We start from the raw sequence: 20118 nt of genomic DNA on the forward strand, positions 1-20118 counted from the left end.
GCGGTCGCGGTCCCGGGCCGTCGTGCGGCCCCCTTCCAGGGTCCCGCCCCGAGCTGGCGGAGGGTGGGGAGGAAGGGGGTCCTCCGTCAGGCCGGGGCGGGCTCGTTGATGGCCTTGACCTGGATGGTGTCGAAGCCCTCGACCTCGTCGGGCTTGCGCGGGCTGGGGCCGATGTAGCGGGCCGACGGGCGCACGAGGCGGCCGGTCTCCTTCTGCTCCAGGATGTGCGCGCACCACCCGGCGGTGCGGGCGCAGGTGAACATCGACGTGAACATGTGGCTCGGGACCTCGGCGAAGTCGAGCACGATCGCGGCCCAGAACTCGACGTTGGTCTCGATCGGGCGGTCGGGACGCCGCTCGCGCAGCTCCTGGAGCGCGGCCTGCTCCAGCGCCAGCGCGGCCTCGAAGCGCGGCGCGGCCAGCTCCTTGGCGGCCTTGCGCAGCACGCGGGCGCGCGGGTCCTCGGCCCGGTAGACCCGGTGGCCGAAGCCCATCAGCCGGTCGCCGCGGTCGAGCAGGTCCTTGACGTACCGCTCGGCGTCGCCGGACTGCTCGACGCCGTCGAGCATGTGGAGCACGCGGGAGGGGGCGCCGCCGTGCAGCGGGCCGGACATGGCGCCGATCGCGCCGGACAGCGAGGCGGCGACGTCGGCGCCGGTGGAGGCGATGACGCGGGCGGTGAACGTCGAGGCGTTCATGCCGTGCTCGGCGGCCGAGGTCCAGTAGGCGTCGACGGCGGCGACGTGCCGCGGGTCGGGCTCTCCGCGCCAGCGCACCATGAACCGCTCGACGATCGTGGCGGCCTCGTCGATGCGCCGCTGCGGCACGGCCGGGATCCCGATGCCGCGCGCGGACTGCGCCACGTAGGACAGGGCCATGACGGCCGCCCGGGCGAGCTCCTCGCGGGCCTCGGCGGCGTCGATGTCCAGCAGCGGCCGGTAGCCCCAGATGGGGGTCAGCATCGCCAGCGCGGCCTGCACGTCGACGCGGACGTCGCCGGTGTGCACCGGGATGGGGAACGGCTCGGCCGGCGGCAGGCCCGGCCCGAACTTGCCGTCGACCAGCAGCGCCCAGACGTTGCCGAATGTGATCTTGCCGACCAGGTCCTCGATGTCGACCCCGCGGTACCGGAGCGACCCGCCGTCCTTGTCGGGCTCCGCGATCGTGGTCTCGAAGGCGATGACGCCCTCCAGGCCGGGTACGAAGTCGTCGGCCATGTCGCATGCTCCTCTGCGCGCGTTCTCCGTGCGCGCACAGGCCATGGCGCACGACTGCAGGGCGAATCTAGGCCGTCCGCCCGACCTCGGAACAGGCGGGGCCGCCCGGCGCGCGGTGGCCGCCCCGGCCCGCCGCGCGCCGCGGTGTCAGCATGGTCAGGTGCCCGACCTCTCCCGCATGCGCAGGGACTACGACCGCCCGGGCCTGCGCGAGGAGGACCTCGCGGCCTCGTGGCTCGAGCAGTTCGACCGCTGGTTCCGCGACGTCGTCGCCGCCGAGGTGCCTGACCCCAACGCGGTCGTCGTCGCCACCGCCGACGCCGACGGCGCCCCCGACGCGCGGATCGTCCTGCTCAAGGGCTACGACGAGGCCGGGTTCGTCTTCGGCACCAGCTACGCCTCGACCAAGGGCGCGCAGCTGGCGGCCAACCCCCGCGCGGCGCTGGTCTTCCCCTGGCACGCGCTGCAGCGCCAGGTGCGGGTGACCGGCCGGGTCGAGCGGGTCGGCGACGCCGCCTCCGACGACCTGTGGGACCCTCGCCCGCGCGAGGCCCAGCTGGCCGCCGTCGCCTCGCTGCAGTCGACCGTCGTCGACTCGCGGGAGGAACTGGAGTCGCGGGTGCGCCTGCTCGACGAGGAGACGGCGACCGAGAAGGTGCCGCGGCCCCCGACCTGGGGCGGCTACCGGGTGGTGCCCGGGAGCATCGAGTTCTGGCAGGGCGGCCCGGGCCGGCTGCACGACCGGCTGCGCTTCGTCCGGGACGACGAGGAGGGCGGCGGCTGGGTCCTGCAGCGGCTGGCCCCGTGACGGAGGACCCCGCCGCCCCCCACACCCCGCGGGCCCGGCGCGGGCCCCTGCGCCGGGCCCGCACCCGCCGCGGCTGGGCGATCGACACCAGCCCGCTGCGCGACCCCGGGTACCGCCGCCTCTTCTGGGGCGTGACCGCCACGATGATCGGCCAGCAGATGACGCTGGTCGCCGTTCCGTTCCAGGTCTACGCGATCACCCGCGACTCGTTGCTCGTCGGCGTCACCTCGGTCGTGGCGCTGGTGCCCCTGGTCGTCTTCGGCCTGCTCGGCGGGTCGATCGCCGACGCCATGGACCGGCGCCGGCTGATGATCGTGACCGGCCTCGGGTCGGCGGTGACCAGCGCGCTGCTGGCCGCCCAGGCCCTGCTGCCCGGCGGCGGGAACCTGCCGCTGCTGTGGCTGCTGACCGCGGCCGTCTCCGGGTTCACCGCCGTCAACCAGCCCGCCCGCAGCGCCGTCATCCCCGCGCTGGTCGGTCCGGAGGAGGTGCCGGCGGCCAACGCGCTGGCGATGACCGTCCGGCAGGCCGGCGTGATCGTCGGGCCGCTGCTGGCCGGCGTCCTCATCGGCGCCGGCGACCTGTTCCTCGCCTACGCCGTCGACGCCGTCACCCTCGCCTTCGCCGTCCTGATGGTGCGCGGCCTGCCGCCGCTGCCGCCCGGCGGGCACACCGGGCCGCTGCGGCTGGGCGCGGCGCTGCGCGGGGTGGGGGAGGGCTTCGGCTTCCTGCGCACCCAGCCGGTGCTGCTGATGACCTTCGTCGTCGACGTGATCGCGATGCTCTTCGCCTGGCCGCAGGCGGTCTTCCCCGAGCTCGCCGAGGGCCGCTACGCCGGCTCGCCCAACAGCCTGGGGTGGCTCTACGCCGGCATCTCCATCGGCTCGCTGCTCATGGGCCTGACCTCGGGCTGGGTGTCGCGGGTCGACCGGCAGGGCGCCGTGGTGCTGGCCGCCATCGTCGTGTGGGGGGTGGCGATCATCGGCTTCGGGCTGGCGCCGAGCCTGTGGCTGGCCGTGGCCTGCCTGGCCGTGGCCGGCGCCGGCGACATGGTCAGCGCCGTCCTGCGCTCGTCGATGCTGCAGACGGCGGCGCCCGACGAGATGCGCGGGCGGATGCAGGGCGTCTTCCTCGTCGTGGTCGCCGGCGGGCCGCGGCTGGGCGACCTGCGCGCCGGCGCGGTCGCCAGCGCCGCCGGAGTCGGCGCCGCGATGGTCTCCGGCGGCGTCGTCATCGTGGTGGCGATGGTGGCGGTCGCGCTGCTGGTGCCCTCGTTCCGCGACTTCCGGGCCTCGCGCGTCGTCAGCTGACCGGGGCCACGTGCAGGCCGACCCGCACGTTGCCCGCCGTCGCGCGCGAGTAGGGGCAGACGGTGTGCGTGCGCTCCATCAGCGCCCGCACCTGCTCCTCGTCGAGCTGCGGCAGGTGGCCGGTGAGGTCGACGGCGAGGCCGAAGTCGCCGGGCTCGCCGCGCAGGAAGTGCACCTGCGCGGTGACCGAGGACCCCTCCAGCGCCTTCGGGGACAGGCCCAGCGGCGTGAGCGAGAAGCGCATCGCGCTGTGGAAGCAGGCCGCGAACCCGGCGGCGAACAGCTGCTCGGGGTTGGTGCCCGGCCCGCCGTCGCCGCCCATCTCCGCGGGGCGCGACAGCTGCAGGTCCAGCCGGCCGTCGGAGGAGGCGACCTGCCCGGTGCGCGCTCCGGTCGCGGTGGCCTCGGCGGTGTAGATCGCGTCCACGGTTCTCTCCTCAGGCCAGCGCGCCGGCGACGACGCGCAGGTCGGCGACCAGGGCGTCGTAGGCCTTGGGTCGGTCCTCGTCGGGCACCCGCAGCACCGCCGAGGGGTGCGCGGTGGCCAGCATCCAGGTCTGGGCGGGGGCGTCCTCGTCCGGCTCGTCGTCGCCGTCCTCCGCGCGGGCGACGCCCGGCGGCGTCCAGGGCATGAGCTTGCCGCGCTCCTTGGTGATCCGGAACGACGGTGAGATGAGCGCCTTGGCCGCCGTCGCCCCCAGGCAGACGACGACCTCGGGCTTGAGCACCTCGAACTCCGCCTCCAGCCACGGCCGGCAGGCGCGGATGTGCTCGGCGCCGGGTGACTGGTGCAGCCGCCGCTTGGGCGTCGGGGTGAAGCGGAAGTGCTTGACGGCGTTGGTGACGTAGGCGTCGCGGCGTTCGATGCCCGCCTCCTCGAGGGCCCGGTCGAGCAGCCGGCCGGCCGGCCCGACGAACGGCTCGCCCCTGCGGTCCTCCTGGTCGCCGGGCTGCTCGCCGACGAACACGATCCGCGCCGTCTCCGGGCCCTCGCCGAACACCGTCTGGGTGGCCGGCTCCCACAGCTCGCAGGCCCGGCAGCCGGCCGCGGCGGCGCGCAGCCCGTCGAGCCCGACGCCCGAGGGCGGGCTGGCGGGGGAGTTCTCCTGGCTCATGGACCGATGACACCCCAGGTCGGCCCCGGGCGCGAGGCGGGGGAGCAGGTCGGCGCTCGGCGAGGGCCGGTAGCCGCGGCCCCCGACGGATTACGGATCCGGCGCGGCTCGGTTCGCACCGGACCGTCGTCCCGGTCGCTAGCGTCGGCCGCGCACGGGGACCAGCGGACGGAGGGGCAGTGCTCGAGTTCGACGGGCTCCACAAGAGCTACGGCGACCACCACGTGCTGGAGGGCGTCGGCTTCACCGTCGCTCCCGGCTCGATGTTCGGCTTCTGCGGCGCGAACGGCGCCGGGAAGACGACGACCATGCGCATCGCGATGGGCCTGGCCCGCGCCGACGCCGGCGAGGTCCGGTGGCGCGGCCGGCCGCTGGACGAGGAGGCGCGGCGCCGGGTCGGCTACATGCCGGAGGAGCGCGGGCTGTACCCGAAGATGCGGGTCGGCGAGCAGCTGACGTACTTCGCCCGGCTGCACGGCCTCGACGCCGCGGCGGCCGCGCGCGCCGCCGAGGAGTGGGCCGGCCGGCTGGGCCTGGGCGAGCGCCGGCGCTCCCGCGTCGAGGAGCTGTCGCTCGGCAACCAGCAGCGGGTCCAGCTCGCCGCCGCGCTGGTCAGCCGGCCCGAGGTGCTCATCCTCGACGAGCCGTTCTCCGGCCTGGACCCGGTCGGGGTCGACTCGCTGGCCGAGGCGCTGCTCGAGCAGTGCCGTGCCGGGGTGCCGGTCGTGTTCTCCAGCCATCAGCTCGACCTGGTCGAGCGGCTGTGCGACGCCGTCGGCATCCTCGCCCGCGGCCGCATCGTGGCCAGCGGCACCGTCGAGGAGCTGCGCCGCCGCGAGTCCGGCCGGGTGCTGCGCGTCGTCGCCCCCGACGCCGCCCCGGGCTGGGCCGGTGCCGTCCCCGGCGTCCGGGTGGTCTCCGAGCGGGCCGGCGACACGGTGCTCGAGCTCGCCGAGGGCGCCGACGACCAGGCCGTCCTGGCCGCCGCGCTGCGCACCGGCCGGGTGACGCACTTCGCCTGGCGGGAGGCCACCCTGGTCGAGCTGTTCCGCGAGGCGGTCGCCGACCCCGCGGTGCAGCCGGCCCCACGGGCGGAGGTGGCCGCGTGAGCGCGCTCGGCCGCCCGCTCGGCAGCGGCGCCCTGATCCGGCTGGTGGCCAGGCGCGAGATCTCCACGCGGCTGCGCGACAAGACCTTCCTCGTCGGCTCGGCCGTGATGCTGCTGATCATCCTCGGCGTCCTGGTGTTCCAGGTCGTCGTCAACTCCGGCAGCGACGAGAGCCGCATCGGCGTGGTCGGCGACGCGGGGCGGCTGGGTCCGGCGCTGCAGGCCCAGGGGCAGGCGCTGGACCTCGACGTCACCGTCGTCGAGTTCGGGGACGACGCCGCCGCGCGCACCGCGGTCGAGGACGAGGACGTCGACGCCGCCGTGCTCGGCGGGACCGGTGCCGACCCCGAGCTGGTGGTGCGCGAGTCCGACTCGACCCTCGAGGCGCTGGTCTCCGGCGCCGTCGGCGCGGTGGCGCTGGACGGGGTGCTGGCCGACGCCGGCATCGACCCCGGCGACCTGCCGCAGGTGTCGGTCACGGCGCTGGACGAGACGTCCCCGGCCGCCGGGCAGCGCACCGTCGTGGCGATCGTCGGCGTGGTGCTGCTCTACAGCCTGATCATCCTGTTCGGCCAGTTCGTGGCCCAGGGCGTCGTGGAGGAGAAGTCCAGCCGGGTCGTGGAGCTGCTGCTGGCCACCATGCGTCCCTGGCACCTGCTCGCGGGCAAGATCCTCGGCCTCGGCGCGCTCGGGCTGGCGCAGATCGCCCTCATCGCGGTCATCGGCGTGGGCGGGGCGCTGGTGTTCGACGTCGTCGACGTGCCCGGCGACCTCTTCGGCACGGTCGGCTGGGTGCTGTTCTGGTACCTCCTCGGCTACGCGCTGTTCGCGTCGCTGTTCGCCGTCGCCGCGTCGCTGGTCAGCCGGCAGGAGGACCTGGGCAGCGTGCTCGCGCCGGCGTCGCTGGTGCTCTTCGTCGGCTTCATCGTGGCGATCCAGGCGGCCGGCGACCCCGGCGGGACCCTGGCCACGGTCACGTCGTTCGTCCCCGGGGTCTCCCCGATGGTCATGCCGGTGCGGCAGGCGGCCGGTGAGGTGGCCGCGTGGGAGGTCGTCGTCGCCGTCGTCCTCATGCTCGTGGCCATCGCGCTGGTGGTCCGGCTGGGCGGGCGGGTCTACTCCGGGGCGCTGCTGCGCACCAGCGGGAAGACCAAGCTCAGGGAGGCGCTGCGGGCCGGTCGGGCCTGAGCCCGCGCGGGGGACACCCGCGCGGAGCAGCACCGGACACGTTGGGGTGACCTCACCCCGACGGAGGGCGTGCGTGCAGGTCAGGGCCGACATCATCGGCGTCATGACCGAGGACCTGGACGCGCGCCTCTGGCGGCTGCAGGCCTCCGAGGACGCCGACGAGCTGCATCGAGCTGGGCTGCGACCTGGCCGACGCCGACCGGCACACCGACGCCGAATGGTGCTTCCGCCGGGCGGCCGCGCTCGGCGACGCCACCGGGTACTACGACCTGGGCAACAGCCTCGCCGCGCAGCAGCGCTGGTCGGAGGCCGTGGACGCCTACACGGTCGCGCTGGCCGGCGGCGAGCCCGACGCCTGGCGCAACCTCGGGCTGGCGCTCGAGCAGCTCGGCGACCTCGCGGGGGCCATGGCCGCCTACCGGGGCGCCGCCGACGCCGGCGACACCGAGGGCGGGCTGCAGCTGGCGTTCCTGCTGCGGGAGCAGGGGGAGCGCGAGGAGGCCCTGCGCGTCGCGCAGGAACTCGCCGCCGCCGGGGACGACGAGGCCGACGCCGTCGCCGCCTGCTGGGAGTGGTGCGCCACCCTCGACCCGGCGCTGGAGCCGCGGCTGCGGGCCGGTGCGGGCCACTTCGCGGCCGCCCGCGCCGACCTGGCCGCGCTGCTGCTGGGCACCGACCGTCCCGTCGAGGCCCGCGCGGTGCTCGAGCGCGGCGCCAAGCTGGGCGAGCAGGTGGCCTGGCTGCCGCTGGGCAACCTCTACCGCGAGGAGCTCGGCGACGACGAGGCCGCCGAGGAGGCCTACCGGGCCGGCGTCGCGGCCGGCGACGTGTACTGCCACCACAACCTCGGTGTGCTGCTCGCCGACCGGGGTGACCTCGCCGGCGCCGCCGAGGAGTTCCAGCGGGGCGCCGAGGCCGGCGACCAGCTCGCCGCGGCCGCGCTGCAGCTGCTCCGCGAGAGCTGAGGGGTCCGCGCGCTCACAGCGGTCTTCAGGTGGTTTGGTGGGTGGAGTAGCCGGCATGGGCGAACCAGCCAGCGGCGTCGGTGGCGGTGACCGCGGCCAGCGCCACGGCGATGGCCGCATCCAGGGCCGCGCGGGTGCGCGCGCCGGCGGCTTTCACCAGGGCCTTGATCTTGCTGAACGCCTCCTCCACCGGAGAGAAGTCCGGCGAGTAGGCGGGCAGGAACACCAGCCGGCAGCCCGCGGCCTCGACCAGCGCGCGCATCCGCTCAGGCTTGTGCGCGCCGACGTTGTCGACCACCACCACCTGCCCGGGCCGCAGCGCCGGCAGCAGCACCCGCTGCAGATAGGCGGCGAACACCGCCGCGGTCGTACCGCCCTCCACCGTCATCGCCGGGCTCATGCCCGACAACGCCAGCCCGGTGATCAACGTGGTCACCGCACCGCGATTACGCGGCACCGCGCCGCGCGCCCGAACCCCGCGCACCGCCCGCGCGCGGCGGCGGGTCATCGAGGTGTGAGTGCCGCACTCATCGACGAACACCAGCCGGGCCGGATCGGTGGTGGCCACCTCGCGGTGCCACCGAGCGCGCGCGGTCTCGTCGCGCTCGGTGGCGCTCAGGCTTTTGACTTCAGCGGCCGACCCGGCCGCCGCCGCCGCCCGGTCGGCGTCAGCGCCTGATCCGGCTCGTCGGGCGGCAGCGCGGCGATCGCCCGGGACATCGTCGCCGCCGACACCACCACGCCCCGCTGGCTGGCGAAGGCGCTGACATGCTCGGCCAGGGTGGCATCGGCCGCCGCACCCAGCCGATCCGGCAGCCAGGCCTGCAGCTGCTGCTTCTTCGCCGGCACCGGCCCGTGCCGCTGCGCGGTCGGGGCCAAGCTGCCGGTGTTCCGCCGCCGAGCCAGATATCGGCCCACGGTGTTGACCGACACCCGGAAGGTCACTGCCGCCCGCTCTTGGGTCATCCCGCCATCGACTGCGGCAACAACCCGCTCACGCAGATCCATCGAGTACGCCCGCATGCCTCAGGCCTACTCCACCAAGCAACCAGCACACCGCTGTCAGACGACGTGGCGCAGGCCGGCCAGGGGGCCGCGATAGGGCTGCGCCGGCGGTCCGGTGACGCCCGGGCGCACGGTGAACAACCGCCCGGCGTCGGGCTCGGGCTCCTCGCCGCGTGACGTGCTGATCACCAGCAGGTCGCGGCCGGGCCCGGCGAAGGCGCAGCTGGAGGTGTGCGCCACCGGCACCTCCACGACGGCGAGCAGCTCGCCCTCCGGGGACCAGCGGCGCACCTGCCCGCCGCCCCACATCGCCGTCCAGAGGCAGCCCTCGTCGTCGACGGTGAGCCCGTCGGCGACGCCGTCGGGGCCACCGGTCTCGAGCAGCACCCGGCCGTCGGTGAACGCGCCGCTCCCCGGGTCGTAGCGGTGGGCGTGCACCAGCCCGGGGCCGGAGTCGGCGAGGTAGACGGTGCGCTCGTCGGGTGACCAGCCCAGGCCGTTGGAGACGGTCAGCCCGTCGAGCACGGTGGTGACGGTGCCGTCGGTGTCGAGCCGGTAGAGCGCGCCGGCGCCGGGGCGCTCGTCGAAGGCCATGGTCCCGGCGTAGAAGCGCCCGGCCCGGTCGCAGGCGCCGTCGTTCATGCGGGTGCCGCCGTCGTCGGGGCCGCCGCCCTCCCCGGGGAGGTCCAGCAGCACGCGGGCGGTGCCGTCCTCGGCGACGTGCGTGAACCCCCCGCCCGCGGCGGCCACCCACCCGCCGGCGGTGGCCGGGGCGACGACGCCGACCGTGTCGCCGGCCCGCGCCGAGCCGGTCTCGGTCAGCTCCCCGGCGGCGTCGACGGCGGCCCGCCGCAGCCGGCCGGCGGCGATGTCGACCCACAGCAGCTCGGCCCGGTCGGCGTCCCAGACCGGGCCCTCCCCGTGGTCGGCCGGGGCGGGGGCGGCGGGTCCGGCGCGCAGTGTCAGCACGCGGGGAGGGTGCCCGCTGGTCGGTCCGCGTGCACCTCGACGTGGCGGCGGGCGCGGTCGAGCCAGGCGGTCAGGCGCTCGCCGTCCCAGGGCCGGCGCCGGCGGGCGGCCGCGACCAGGAGCCCGCGCGGCAGTTCCAGGCAGGCCAGGGCGATGCCGGCCGCCCCGGGCAGGTCGCCGTCGCGCAGGTGCCGGACGACCGACCGCACCCGCCGGCCGAGGAGGGCGGCCGCCTCGGGCAGCGGGCGGCGGGCGTGCTGGACCACGAGCACCTGCACGGTGCGGGCGTAGTGCCACTCGCGCAGGAGGACCCCGCGGGCGCCCCGGCCCTCCTTGCCGTGCCGGAACCGGACCTCGGGCACCCGCAGCAGCCGGTGCCCGGCGGCGCGCAGCCGGCGGGAGGCGTCGCGGTCCTCGTTGTAGAAGAAGTACAGCGGGTCGAAGCCGCCGGCGGCGAGGAACTCCGCCCGGCGCACGAGCAGCGCGGTGCCGCTCAGCTCGCCGACGGCGACCGGCGGCCCGGGCGGGTCGTCGTCCTCGCCGGGCCCGTGCACGGCCGGGGCCGCCCAGATCGCCGTCGGCTCGGCGTCGAGGACCTCGGCCAGCCGGCGGAGCATGCCGGGCTCGGGCTCGCCGTCGGAGTTGACCAGCAGGACGTAGCGGCCCCGGCAGGCGTCCAGCGCCAGGTCCATGGCGCGGGCGAAGCCGAGGTTGCGCGGCGAGGTCAGCACCGCCCGGTCGGCGTCGGGGTGGCGGGTGCGCAGCAGGTCCCGGGCGGCGGCGGAGGTCGCGGGCGCGGCGGCGTTCTCCACCAGCAGCGCCCGGCCGCGCCAGCCCGGGCCGGTGTCGGCCGCGACCGCGGCGTGGTGGCGGACGAGCAGGTCGGGCGGCTCGCGGTGGACGAGGAAGACGACGTCGACGTCGTCGAGGCCGGTGCGGCGCTGCTGCCGCGCGGGGGTGTCGAGCACGGCAGGGCCCTACCCCGCGCGGGGGCCTACCGTGCGGAGGACGGCGGCGGGAGGCGGGGGACCGTGGCGGAGACGGGCAGCATGCGGGTCGCTGTGTCGGGAGCGGACCTGCGGGCCGCGGCGGGGCTGCTCGGCGTCGGCCCGGCGGCGCTGGCGCCCGAGCTGCTCGACCCGGGCGCCCGGCTGCTCGTCGGCGACGGCACCGCCGCGCTCCTGCGCCGGCACTGGACCGACGAGGGCACCACCGAGGCCGTCGTCGTCCACCGGTCCACGCACGTCACCGGCCGCGCCGCGCTGCTCGCCGTCGCCTCGGACTGGGGCTGCTCGCAGGTGCGCGACAACGGCACCGGCCGCGTCCTGCAGGTCGCGCCGCCGCCGGCGGACGCGCCGCTGACCGAGCGGTTCGCGCACCTCGCGGCGCTGGCCGCCACCCGCGTGGAGGTCGCCGTTGCCCTCGCCCGGGACAGCGGCGGGGACACGCGGAAGGCCGACGGCAGCTGGTCGCTGGCCGCCGACGAGGCCGCGCACGCCGCCGCGGCCGAGTGCATGGCGCCGCTCGGGGTCACCGTGCTGTCGGAGGAGCGCTCCGACCGGAGGGTGCGCGACGACGAGCCGTGGGTGGTGCTCGACCCGCTCGACGGCACCGGCAACTTCCGCGCCGGCCTGCCGCCGTGGGCGTTCTCGGCGGCGCTGGTGCACGGCGGGCGGGCGGTGGCCGGGCTGGTGGCCGACCTGTCCTCGGGACGGCGGTGGGCGGGAGCCGAGGGAGCCGGCGCCCGGCGGGACGGCGTGCCGGCGCGGGCGCGTCCGGGCACCACGCTCGTCGCCCCCACGGCGCCGACCGGCCGCGGCGTGCTCGTGCCCTCGACCGCGCGGCGGGTGCGGGTGACCGGCTGCACCGCCGTCGACGTCTGCCTGGTCGCCGACGGCTCGGCCGGCGCGTGGCACAACCTCGACCGCGGCGGCACGCACGTGCACGACGTCGCCGGCGGGCTGGCCGTGCTGGCCGCGGCCGGCGGCGTGGCGCTCACTCCCGACGGCGCGCCGCTGCGGCTGCGGCCCGACACCGAGACGCTCATCCGGTTCGCGGCGGCGGCCACCGAGGACGCCGCCCGGGAGCTGACCGCCGCGGTGCTGGGCTAGCGCCCGGCGGCCGCGCGGACCGCCGCGAGCAGCGCCTCGCGCTCGTGCAGCGTCGTGCGCGCCCGCCCGCGGGAGGCACCGAGGGCCACCTCGGCGGCGTCGATGGCCCGCCAGTCCTCCAGCAGCACCGGCTCGGCGCCGCGGGCCTGCAGCGTGCGCACCAGGTCGTCGCGGTCGCCGTGCGGGCCGATGACGCCGGACCCGACGTCGGCGAGCAGGGAGGCCACCGTCTCGCGGGCGTCGTGCTTGTTGGTGCCGACGACGCCGGTGGGCCCGCGCTTGATCCAGCCGGCCACGTACTCCCCGGGTGACGGGGCGCCGTCGCGCAGCACCCGGCCGTCCTCGTTGGGGACCGTGCCGCTGCGCTGGTCGACCGGCAGGCCGGGCAGCCCCTCGCCGCGGTAGCCCACCGAGCGGACGACCAGGTCGGCGGGCAGCACCTCGTACTCGCCGGTCCCCGTGGCGCGGCCGTCGGCGTCGACCGTCGTGCGCTCCACCTCCACGCCGGTGACCCGGTCGGCGCCGAGCAGGCGCACCGGCCGGCGGTAGAAGCGCAGGACCAGCCGGGAGCGGCCGGGCTCGGCGGTGTGGGCCGCGTACTGGCGCAGGACGTCGATGTTGCGGGCGACCAGCCGGTCCGGCGGCGGGGGGTCGCCCTCGCCGGGCAGCTGGTCCGGGTCGACCAGCACGGTGGCCTCGGCCAGCTCACCGAGCTCGTCGAGCTCCTTGGTGGTGAAGGAGGCCTGCGCCGGGCCGCGGCGGCCCAGGACGGTCACCTCCTCGACCCGGGTCGCGGCGAGGGCGTCGAGGACGTGCTGGGGCATGTCGGTGGGCTCGAGCTCCCGCGGCACCCGGGACAGCACCCGCGCGACGTCGAGGGCGACGTTGCCGACGCCGACGACGACGGCCCGCCGCACCCCGGCCAGCGACGCCTCCACGCGCGCCCGGTCGGCGTCGGGGTGGCCGCAGTACCAGGCGACCAGGTCGGTGGCGGCGAGGCTGCCGGGGAGGTCCTCGCCGTCGATGGACAGCGGCCGGTCCAGGGCGGCGCCGTAGGTGTAGACGACGGCGTCGACGTGCGCCCGCAGCTCGTCGAGGGTGATGTCGGTGCCGACCTCGACGTTGCCGACGAAGCGGACACCGGGGTGGTCCAGCGCCCGGTGCAGGGTGTCGCGGATGGCGCGCATCTTCGGGTGGTCCGGGGCGATGCCGTGCCGGACCAGGCCGAAGGGGGTGGGCAGCCGGTCGATCAGGTCGACGGCGATCGGGACGGGCGCGCGGCCGGTCAGCGCCTCGGCGGCGTAGATGCCTGCGGGCCCGGCGCCGACGACGGCCACTCGCAGCGGCCTGCCGTCTTCCGGGGTGAGCAATCCGTCATCGGCCATGACTGGCATCCTGGCCCGACCGGGCGGTCGTGCGCCAGGTCACCACCCGGCCCACCGACCACCCACCGCAGGAGGGACCGCCCGTGTCCGTCGTCGTCGTCGCCACCATCAGCCCCAAGCCCGAGCACGCCGACGAGGTCCGCCAGGCGGTGCTCGACACCGTGCCGCGGGTGCACGAGGAGCCCGGCTGCGAGCGCTACTCCCTGCACCAGGGCCGCGACGGCGCCCTGGTGATGGTGGAGAAGTGGGAGAGCCCCGAGGCGTTGGCCACCCACGGCAAGGCCGAGGCGCTCACCGCGCTGTCGGGCCGCCTGGAGGGCAAACTCACCGGCGCGCCGGCGGTCACCGTGCTCGACGCCGTCCCCGCCGGCGACCCCGCGAAGGGCGCCCTCTGAGGCCCAGCCCTCCCGTCGAGATCACGCGATCTCGTACGTCCCGGTCGGCCATGGCGTGCGAGATCGCGTGATCTCGACGCTCACACCGCCTGGCAGACGGGGCACCAGTAGAGGTTGCGGCCGACCATCTCCGCCGTCCGCACCTCGGTGCCGCAGAGCCGGCAGGGCAGCCCGGTGCGCCGGTACACGTAGTGCGCGTCCTCCCGGCGGACCGCGCCCGAGCGGCGGGACCGGTCGGCTCGCTCGGTCGTCACGATCCGGCCCAGCCGGACGCCGGCGCGCATGAGCACCACCAGGTCGTCCCACAGCGCCAGCCACTCGGTCTCGCCGACGTCGCGGCCGGGCCGGAACGGCGAGATCCGGTGCCGGAAGAGGATCTCGGCGCGGTAGACGTTGCCGACGCCGGCCAGCACGGACTGGTCCATGAGCAGCGCGCCGACCGCCGTCCGGCTGCGGCCGACCCGCGCGTACGACAGCGGCCCGCCGCGGCGGGTGCGCAGCGGGTCGGGGCCCAGCCGGTCGAGGACCGCGTCGACCTCGGGCTGGGTGAGGACGTCGCAGGCCGTGGCCCCGCGCAGGTCGGTCCACACGCCCTCGCCCTTCGGCCCGTCGGCGACCCAGCGCATGCGCAGCGCGCCGCGCGGGGCCGGCGGGTCGCCGATGCCGGTCGTGTAGGTGCCGTAGAGGCCCAGGTGCACGTGCAGGACGTCGCCGCCGAAGTCGGCGAACAGGTGCTTGCCGTGGCTGGTGACCTCCTCGACGACGCGGCCGTCGAGCAGCGCCGCCCCCGCGGCGAAACGGCCCTGCGGGCTGGTCACGTGCACCGGCCGGCCGGCGAACAGCTCCGACTGCTCCCTCGCCAGCCGGTAGAGGGTGTGCCCCTCAGGCATCCCGCACCGCCTGGTAGCGGGCGAGTGCCACCTGGCGCTCCTCGGCGTGGTCGACGACCGGCAGCGGGTAGCCCTCCGGCGGCCCGCCGGGCATGGTCCACGGCTCGTGCAGGTACCGGTCGGGGACGTCGCGCAGCTCGGGCACCCAGCGCCGCACGTAGGCGCCGTCGGGGTCGAACTGCTGACCCTGCCGGGTCGGGTTGAACACCCGGTAGTACGGCGAGGGGTCGGTGCCGGTGCCGGCGACCCACTGCCAGCCGTGGTGGTTGCTAGCCAGGTCGCCGTCGACGAGGTGGTCGAGGAAGTAGCGGGCGCCGCGCCGCCAGTCGATGTGCAGGTCCTTGCAGAGGAACGACGCGACGACCATCCGCACCCGGTTGTGCACGTAGGCCTCACCGTGCAGCTGGCGCATCCCGGCGTCGACGATCGGGTAGCCGGTGCGGCCCTGCGCCCACGCGGCGAAGTGCTCGTCGGCGACCGGGCCGGTGTCGTACTGCATCCGAGCCATCTCGGGGTTGAACGGCTCGCGGGCGGTCTCGGGGCGGTGCCAGAGGACGTCGGCGTAGAAGTCGCGCCAGATGAGCTCGCCGGTGAACTTGTCCACCGCCTCGGCGTGCTCCTCGCCGAGGGCCTGCGCCTCGGCGAAGAGCGTCCGCGGGTGCACGGTGCCGTACTTCAGGTGCGCCGACAGCCGGCTGGTGCCGTCGGTGCCGGGGGTGTTGCGCGAGGCCGCGTAGCCGAGCAGCCGCTGGTCGCGGAACAGCGCCCACGCGTCGCTCCCGGCGCGCTCCCCGGCGGGGGGCAGCACGGTGCCGCCGAGGTCCGGCGCGGGCGGCAGGTCCTCGGTGGGGACGCCGTCGGCCCACCGCAGGTCGTCGGGTCGCCCGGCGGGGGAGTGGATGCCGCGGGCGCGCCAGGCGCGGGCGAAGGGCGAGTAGACCTTGAACGGCGTGCCGTCGTCCTTGAGCAGCCGGCCGGGCGTGACGCCGTAGGGCGAGCCGGTGCGGACGAACGGGACCTCCCCGAGCGCCTCCGCGACGGCGGCGTCGCGCGCCCGGCCGTACACGCCGGCGTCGAAGGAGACGTGCACGCTGCCCGCTCCGGTCTCCCGCACCAGGTCGGGGACGACGCGCGCCGGGTCGCCGGAGCGGATGACCAGCGCGCTGCCGGTCTGCTCCCGCAGGTCGGCCAAGCAGCCGCGCAGGAACTCCCGGCGGGGGGCGCCGGAGGGCTCCCACAGCCGCGGGTCGACGACGAAGACGGGCACGACCGTGCCGTCCGCGCCGGCGGACTCGCAGGCGGCGACCAGCGCCGGGTGGTCGCTCAGCCGGAGGTCGCGGCGGAACCAGACGATGGCGGTGGGCACCAGCGCCACGGTAGGCAACGGAGCGCGGCGCCGCAGGTCATCGCCGGGTCATCGCCGGGTCATCGCCGGGTCATCGCCGGGAGGTCAGTGGTCGACGGTGGCCAGGCCGAAGTGCGGCTTGTCGTCGTCGGCGACCAGGTCCAGCGTCTCGGGGTGCTGCTGGATGTAGTGGCGGACGAAGGAGCAGTAGGGGAGGACGGTGAGCCCGCGCTCGCGGGCCGCGTCGAGGACGCGGCTGACGAGGAGCTTGCCGATACCGCGGCCACCCATGCTCGGGTCGACCTCGGTGTGCGGCAGGGCCATGGTGCCGTTCTGGACGTGGTAGCTCGCCAGGCCGACCACCCGGTCGCCGATCCGCACCTCGAAGCGCCCCCGTTCGGGGACGTCCACCACCGTGGTCTCCATCGTCGCGTTCCACCTCCGCATGGCTCCGGGCGACATTGCCCGGGGCTCGATGTGCAACTGGAAAGGTAACGCCTCGCAGCCGCCCGGTGTTTCCTCCGAGAGCAGATGTCACCCGGAGGTCGTGCCTGCCGGGGGCGGCAGGAGGCCGTTCCCGGCGTGTTCCGGGGCACGGTGACGGGACTCGGCCTCGCCGGACCGTCGCCAGAAGACCCTCGCGAGTCCGTCCCGGGCGATGGAATCGACCACGGCGGCCAGTTCAGCGGCGGGCCGTCCCTCCGGTCACTGCACACCGCTGGTCAGGGGTGAGGCTGCGGTCAGCGCCGGATGAGCCGAGACGGTGACCAGTCGCTCCGGCGTCTCGGCCTGGACGTGGACCGTCAGCGTCGTGGCGTGTCGGATGACGCCTCAGACGTCGGTGCAGCTGCTCGTCCTTCCCCGGTCTCCTCTTGGACCTCCGTGGGCTTACGCAGCCTTGTTCGACGTCCGCCGAGCGGATGCCCGATCGCCGACTGCTTCGGGATCGAACGAGCGAGGGCCTCCCTGATGATGTCTTCGACGACCTGGCCTCTTCGAGCGGCATCCAGATTCTGCGTCAGCCGCTCAGCAGTCAGCATGTAGCTGTTGATGAGCGGTTGTTCGTAGTACGTGTGCAGCTGCCTCATGGCGTTCTCGTGCAGTCTGATGAAGGTCCGGCTGATGAACCCGGAGAGGATCCCTCCCACGGTGGCCAGTCCGGCCGATGCGATCTTCGATATCGCACTGTTCGCCGAGAGGGACAGGACTATCCCGGCAGCGAGCACCAGCAGCCCGATGGCCATCGCCGCCTCGGCCATGCGGAAGGAGGTGGTGGCCTGACGGACGGAGAGGTTCTGATAGGTCTCCATCGCCTTGCGGTTCAGCTTGAGCAAGTCCGGCAGGCTCGTGAAGTCCTCGGTGTTCTCGATGGCCGAGTACAGCTCGCCCGTCGTGACCGCTTGCTGGTATCTCGCTTGGGCGTTGAGGGTCATGATCGAGCTCGTGGCTCCGAGAGCGATGGCCACGATGGCGCACACGATGGCTCCCAGTCCGGCTGCCGCCGGTGTCTGGATCCCCAGCAGGCCGCGGAAGGGATACACCGCAGCTGCGGTGAGGCTGAAGAGCCAGACGCCGATCCTGATTGGTGTGGTCTTCGCCCGGGTGCGCTGGTATGCCGCGGAGTCGTACCAGGAGTAGTAGGTCGACCGTCCAGGGAGGGCCTTCTCCTCTGGGCTCGGCTCGACCGGAGCGCTTGGTGTCACGACGCCCGAGATACCTGACACGACGTCCTTCACCACTTGTCCGGCCGAGCGCCCGGTCCCCGCAGCGCGGTCGCGCGAGGGATCTCCACCTGGCTCCTGCGACGGTTCGTGGTGGGGTTCCTGACTCATGGTCACTGCTTCCTCCAACAACGAGGACGCCTGGGGTAGCTGGCGAGATCGGGCGCTCGACGTGTCGCCGCTCAGGTCTCGCAGCTTCGCTGCAGGAGCTCCCGGACGACTGCCCTCGGCGATGCGCGTGGGTCGCCTCGCCTGGACCAACGTGCACCGGCGCCCGTCACCCGGTCATCACGTTGGCGTCACGGCGAGGTCCCTGCGAGGTCGTCGCGTCAGTCCGGGGGTGGGTACACGGTCGGGTCCTGCCTCGACCGTGCAGGGCGCGGTCCGTCCGACCCGTCCTGTGTGCGGCTGGGGACGCTCGTGGCGCCGAGGAGCCCTCGTGCCGGCTGGTGCTCGCTCCCCGCGGGCCTGCGCTGACGCGAGGTCGTCGGGCTGCGCGCCCGCCGGGTGGACCTGACGCGGAGCCGGCACGAGGTCGGCGAGGCGATCGTGAAGGTCGACGGACGGCTCGTCGTCGGGGAGTCGTCGAGGAGTGGGAGCGCGGAGAAGATGGGCCTCGAAGACGCCACAACCGCGGCCGGCGGGCTCCGACGAGCCTCTGCCGAACATCTCCGCGGTGCCCCCGGCAGGATTCGAACCTGCGACACACGGTTTAGGAAACCGATCCAGGCGTGCTCGTGACCTGGGCTCCGGTCGCTCATTACGGCTTTGACCTGCAGTGTTGTGTCGAGCTGCTGAGTAGTGTCGACGGCCCTTGACGGACATTTTGCTGACTGGCTGCTGACCAGATGCCCGCGAGCACGACCAGTCGCGCCTTGGACCTCTCCGCCTCAGGACGCCGTGCCGATGCTGGAGGTGCCGCCTCCCACCCGGCGGCAGTCTTCCGTCTGTCTCGGTCGCCGGAAGGGCGCTCCGCGTAGTAACGACTTGAGCGGTGGAGGTCTGAGACATCCCCCTGATGGGGTCGACGGGCTTGGTGTCCCAACCGCATCAGGAGGATGTCGTGTCCAACGGTAGTGTCCGTCGGCTGTCGCGTGGTGACCGTCGGCGCAACGAGAGGCTGGCCCAACTGAGGGCGGTGGTCTCCCGGGAGTCGGCGGTGTTGGCCTTCGATCTGGCCGCAGACAAACAGGTCTGCGCGCTGTGCGACTCCGACTCGGCGGTGATCGCTCGGCGCACGATCCGCGCGAAGGCCTGGCAGCTGTCCGAGGCGGTGGCCTGGGGGCTGGCCCAGGCGGCCGCGGCGGGTTTCTCCTCGGTCGTGGTGGCCTGTGAGCCGACCGGTCACCGATGGCGGGTGCTGGACCAGATCGCCGATCAGGCCGGTGTGCGGCTGGTGTGCGTGCAGCCGCTGCTGGTCGGCCGGGCCCGGGAGGCGGAGGACTTCACCCGGAACAAGAACGACGACTCCGACGCGGTGATCATCGCCCGGCTGGTCACCGAGCTGCGCTGTTACCTGCCCGAGCGGGCCGAGCCGGCCTGGGCCCGGCTGCGGCACCTGGGCGCTCGCCGCGCCGGCCTGGTGCTGGCCGCCGGCGCGGCCGGCGCGCAGGTCCGTGACCTGCTCGAGTGCGCCTGGCCGGTGGTGTTGGGCGCGGCGGTCGAGCCGCTGGAGTCGGCCAGCTGGCGGGCCGCGGTGACCGTCGTGCTCGACCGGGTGGGCGACACCGGCGATCTGGGTGTGATCCGTCGGTCGGGTTGGTCTCGGTTCGCTGCCGCGGTCCGCCGCGAACTGCCGCGGCAGGGCACCGCGCGCTGGCACTCGCCGATCGTGCGGGCGGTGTTCGCCGCCGCCACCGACCCGGCCCAGGCCGGTCTGGGGGTGGCTGAGCAGCGCGCCGGGGCGCTGGAGCGGGTCCGCTTCGCGTTGGAGGACTTGGCTCATGCCCGCGCCGAGCTCGCCGTCGTCGAGGCCCGGATGCGCGCCGTCCTCGACGCCTTGGGGCTGACCGAGCTGGTCACCAGCATTGTCGGGCTCTCCGCGGTCGGCGCGGCGGCGATCCTGGCCGAGACCGGCGACCCGCGCCGGTTTCCCAGTGCCCGCGCGCTGGTCAAGCACGCCGGGCTCTGCCCGCGGGACAACGCCTCCGGCGGCTACCAGGGCAAGACCGCCATCAGTGGCCGCGGTCGGGCCCGGCTACGGCTGGCCGCCTGGCGGGCGATCTTTCCCGCGCTGCACCACAACCCGGTGCTGGCCGCCCGCTACGCCCACCTGGTCGGCCGCCCCGACCGGCCGCTGACCGACGCCCAGGCCCGGGTCGCGGTCGCCGGCAGCCTGCTGCGCCAGCTGCACGCGGTGATCACCACCGGCACCCCGTGGGATCCGGCGATCGCCGCCGGCACCACCCGCGCCGCAGGGGAGGCCGTCCCGGCAGCTTGAGCGCCTGCTGGTCACGGGCGGGGCGAGCCCGCATGCGCGTCGGGATCACATCCCGCAAGGGACCCTGGGCAGCCCCGCCCGTCTCCTATCAAGCCCGGATGAAGGCTGTCGGGAACAACCCGCTTGACGCTACGTAGGGCCGGAGA

At 75.1% G+C, this 20118-nt stretch carries 20 protein-coding genes, 1 tRNA gene and 1 pseudogene; 9 read left to right on the top strand and 13 right to left on the bottom strand.

From position 1 onward, the window contains the following. Positions 1 to 86 precede the first annotated feature (86 nt). The gene (locus tag ACWIZO_RS10675) at positions 87 to 1217 is read right to left on the bottom strand and encodes a citrate synthase 2 (protein WP_448642432.1); all 1131 of its coding nucleotides are present in this window, start codon (positions 1215 to 1217) and stop codon (positions 87 to 89) included. 160 nt (positions 1218 to 1377) lie between these two features. On the opposite strand from ACWIZO_RS10675, the gene pdxH reads away from it, so the two are divergent. Next, positions 1378 to 2025, top strand: a complete 648-nt coding sequence (gene pdxH / locus ACWIZO_RS10680) for a pyridoxamine 5'-phosphate oxidase (RefSeq protein ID WP_448642433.1) — start codon at positions 1378 to 1380, stop codon at positions 2023 to 2025. Continuing rightward, positions 2022 to 3335 (top strand): MFS transporter, encoded by a 1314-nt coding sequence (locus ACWIZO_RS10685; RefSeq protein ID WP_448642434.1) that lies wholly within the window; start codon positions 2022 to 2024, stop codon positions 3333 to 3335. The genes pdxH and ACWIZO_RS10685 overlap by 4 nt, the downstream gene beginning before the upstream one ends. Here ACWIZO_RS10685 and ACWIZO_RS10690 read toward each other — a convergent pair. Together ACWIZO_RS10690 and ACWIZO_RS10695 are read right to left on the bottom strand one after the other, a co-directional pair. Further along, positions 3328 to 3762 (bottom strand): organic hydroperoxide resistance protein, encoded by a 435-nt coding sequence (locus ACWIZO_RS10690; protein WP_448642435.1) that lies wholly within the window; start codon positions 3760 to 3762, stop codon positions 3328 to 3330. The two genes, ACWIZO_RS10685 and ACWIZO_RS10690, sit on opposite strands and share 8 nt — an antisense overlap. 10 nt (positions 3763 to 3772) lie before the next feature. Next, positions 3773 to 4450 carry a UdgX family uracil-DNA binding protein gene (locus ACWIZO_RS10695; RefSeq protein WP_448642436.1) on the bottom strand — a complete coding sequence of 226 codons (678 nt, stop codon included), beginning with the start codon at positions 4448 to 4450 and terminating at the stop codon, positions 3773 to 3775. 179 nt (positions 4451 to 4629) lie between these two features. Between ACWIZO_RS10695 and ACWIZO_RS10700 the strand changes: the two genes are divergently transcribed. The 4 genes and pseudogenes from ACWIZO_RS10700 (at position 4630) to ACWIZO_RS10715 (ending at position 7711) form a co-directional block, all read left to right on the top strand. After that, complete coding sequence (locus ACWIZO_RS10700) at positions 4630 to 5559, top strand: ABC transporter ATP-binding protein (protein ID WP_448642437.1); 930 nt, start codon at positions 4630 to 4632, stop codon at positions 5557 to 5559. Next, on the top strand, positions 5556 to 6746 hold the full coding sequence (locus ACWIZO_RS10705; RefSeq protein WP_448642438.1) for an ABC transporter permease: 1191 nt from the start codon (positions 5556 to 5558) through the stop codon (positions 6744 to 6746). The genes ACWIZO_RS10700 and ACWIZO_RS10705 overlap by 4 nt, the downstream gene beginning before the upstream one ends. Positions 6747 to 6931: 185 nt before the next feature. Continuing rightward, positions 6932 to 7027 (top strand): annotated as a pseudogene (locus tag ACWIZO_RS10710) (tetratricopeptide repeat protein); the annotation flags it as partial. A gap of 30 nt (positions 7028 to 7057) precedes the next feature. Beyond that, positions 7058 to 7711, top strand: a complete 654-nt coding sequence (locus tag ACWIZO_RS10715; protein WP_448642439.1) for a tetratricopeptide repeat protein — start codon at positions 7058 to 7060, stop codon at positions 7709 to 7711. A 25-nt stretch (positions 7712 to 7736) separates the two neighbouring features. On the opposite strand, the gene ACWIZO_RS10720 is transcribed toward ACWIZO_RS10715, so the two are convergent. From ACWIZO_RS10720 to ACWIZO_RS10735, 4 genes are read right to left on the bottom strand one after another with little or no spacing between them, the layout of a single operon-like run. Next, positions 7737 to 8330 (bottom strand): IS630 family transposase, encoded by a 594-nt coding sequence (locus ACWIZO_RS10720; RefSeq protein ID WP_448642915.1) that lies wholly within the window; start codon positions 8328 to 8330, stop codon positions 7737 to 7739. After that, positions 8327 to 8734 carry an IS630 transposase-related protein gene (locus ACWIZO_RS10725; RefSeq protein WP_448640932.1) on the bottom strand — a complete coding sequence of 136 codons (408 nt, stop codon included), beginning with the start codon at positions 8732 to 8734 and terminating at the stop codon, positions 8327 to 8329. Before ACWIZO_RS10725 ends, ACWIZO_RS10720 begins: the two co-directional genes overlap by 4 nt. A 39-nt stretch (positions 8735 to 8773) precedes the next feature. After that, positions 8774 to 9685 carry an SMP-30/gluconolactonase/LRE family protein gene (locus ACWIZO_RS10730; RefSeq protein ID WP_448642440.1) on the bottom strand — a complete coding sequence of 304 codons (912 nt, stop codon included), beginning with the start codon at positions 9683 to 9685 and terminating at the stop codon, positions 8774 to 8776. Beyond that, positions 9679 to 10653, bottom strand: a complete 975-nt coding sequence (locus ACWIZO_RS10735; protein ID WP_448642441.1) for a glycosyltransferase — start codon at positions 10651 to 10653, stop codon at positions 9679 to 9681. The genes ACWIZO_RS10730 and ACWIZO_RS10735 overlap by 7 nt, the downstream gene beginning before the upstream one ends. A gap of 81 nt (positions 10654 to 10734) precedes the next feature. Between ACWIZO_RS10735 and ACWIZO_RS10740 the strand changes: the two genes are divergently transcribed. Then, on the top strand, positions 10735 to 11796 hold the full coding sequence (locus ACWIZO_RS10740; protein ID WP_448642442.1) for an inositol monophosphatase family protein: 1062 nt from the start codon (positions 10735 to 10737) through the stop codon (positions 11794 to 11796). On the opposite strand, the gene ACWIZO_RS10745 is transcribed toward ACWIZO_RS10740, so the two are convergent. Then, on the bottom strand, positions 11793 to 13181 hold the full coding sequence (locus ACWIZO_RS10745) for an FAD-dependent oxidoreductase (RefSeq protein WP_448642443.1): 1389 nt from the start codon (positions 13179 to 13181) through the stop codon (positions 11793 to 11795). The genes ACWIZO_RS10740 and ACWIZO_RS10745 overlap by 4 nt on opposite strands. Positions 13182 to 13264: 83 nt before the next feature. On the opposite strand from ACWIZO_RS10745, the gene ACWIZO_RS10750 reads away from it, so the two are divergent. Further along, entirely contained in the window at positions 13265 to 13576 is a 312-nt protein-coding gene (locus ACWIZO_RS10750) for a putative quinol monooxygenase (RefSeq protein WP_448642444.1), read from the top strand. Positions 13577 to 13656: 80 nt separating this feature from the next. Here the strand turns inward: ACWIZO_RS10750 and ACWIZO_RS10755 are convergent, their stop codons facing one another. The 5 genes from ACWIZO_RS10755 to ACWIZO_RS10775 all read right to left on the bottom strand — a co-directional run bounded on the left by ACWIZO_RS10755 (position 13657) and on the right by ACWIZO_RS10775 (position 18286). Next, positions 13657 to 14466: an Fpg/Nei family DNA glycosylase gene (locus ACWIZO_RS10755; protein ID WP_448642445.1), complete on the bottom strand. Its 810-nt coding sequence runs from the start codon at positions 14464 to 14466 to the stop codon at positions 13657 to 13659. Continuing rightward, positions 14459 to 15832, bottom strand: a complete 1374-nt coding sequence (locus tag ACWIZO_RS10760) for a cryptochrome/photolyase family protein (RefSeq protein WP_448642446.1) — start codon at positions 15830 to 15832, stop codon at positions 14459 to 14461. Before ACWIZO_RS10760 ends, ACWIZO_RS10755 begins: the two co-directional genes overlap by 8 nt. An 84-nt stretch (positions 15833 to 15916) precedes the next feature. After that, a complete protein-coding gene (locus ACWIZO_RS10765; RefSeq protein WP_448642447.1) occupies positions 15917 to 16237 on the bottom strand; it encodes a GNAT family N-acetyltransferase in 321 nt (106 codons plus the stop codon). 377 nt (positions 16238 to 16614) lie between these two features. Next, entirely contained in the window at positions 16615 to 17547 is a 933-nt protein-coding gene (locus tag ACWIZO_RS10770; protein ID WP_448642448.1) for a TRADD-N-associated membrane domain-containing protein, read from the bottom strand. Positions 17548 to 18212: 665 nt separating this feature from the next. Then, positions 18213 to 18286: transfer RNA gene (locus ACWIZO_RS10775), tRNA-Arg, on the bottom strand. Positions 18287 to 18691: 405 nt separating this feature from the next. Here ACWIZO_RS10775 and ACWIZO_RS10780 point away from each other — a divergent pair. Beyond that, on the top strand, positions 18692 to 19972 hold the full coding sequence (locus ACWIZO_RS10780; RefSeq protein WP_448641050.1) for an IS110 family transposase: 1281 nt from the start codon (positions 18692 to 18694) through the stop codon (positions 19970 to 19972). Positions 19973 to 20118 lie beyond the last annotated feature (146 nt).

The sequence above is a fragment of the Geodermatophilus sp. URMC 63 genome (assembly GCF_053502565.1).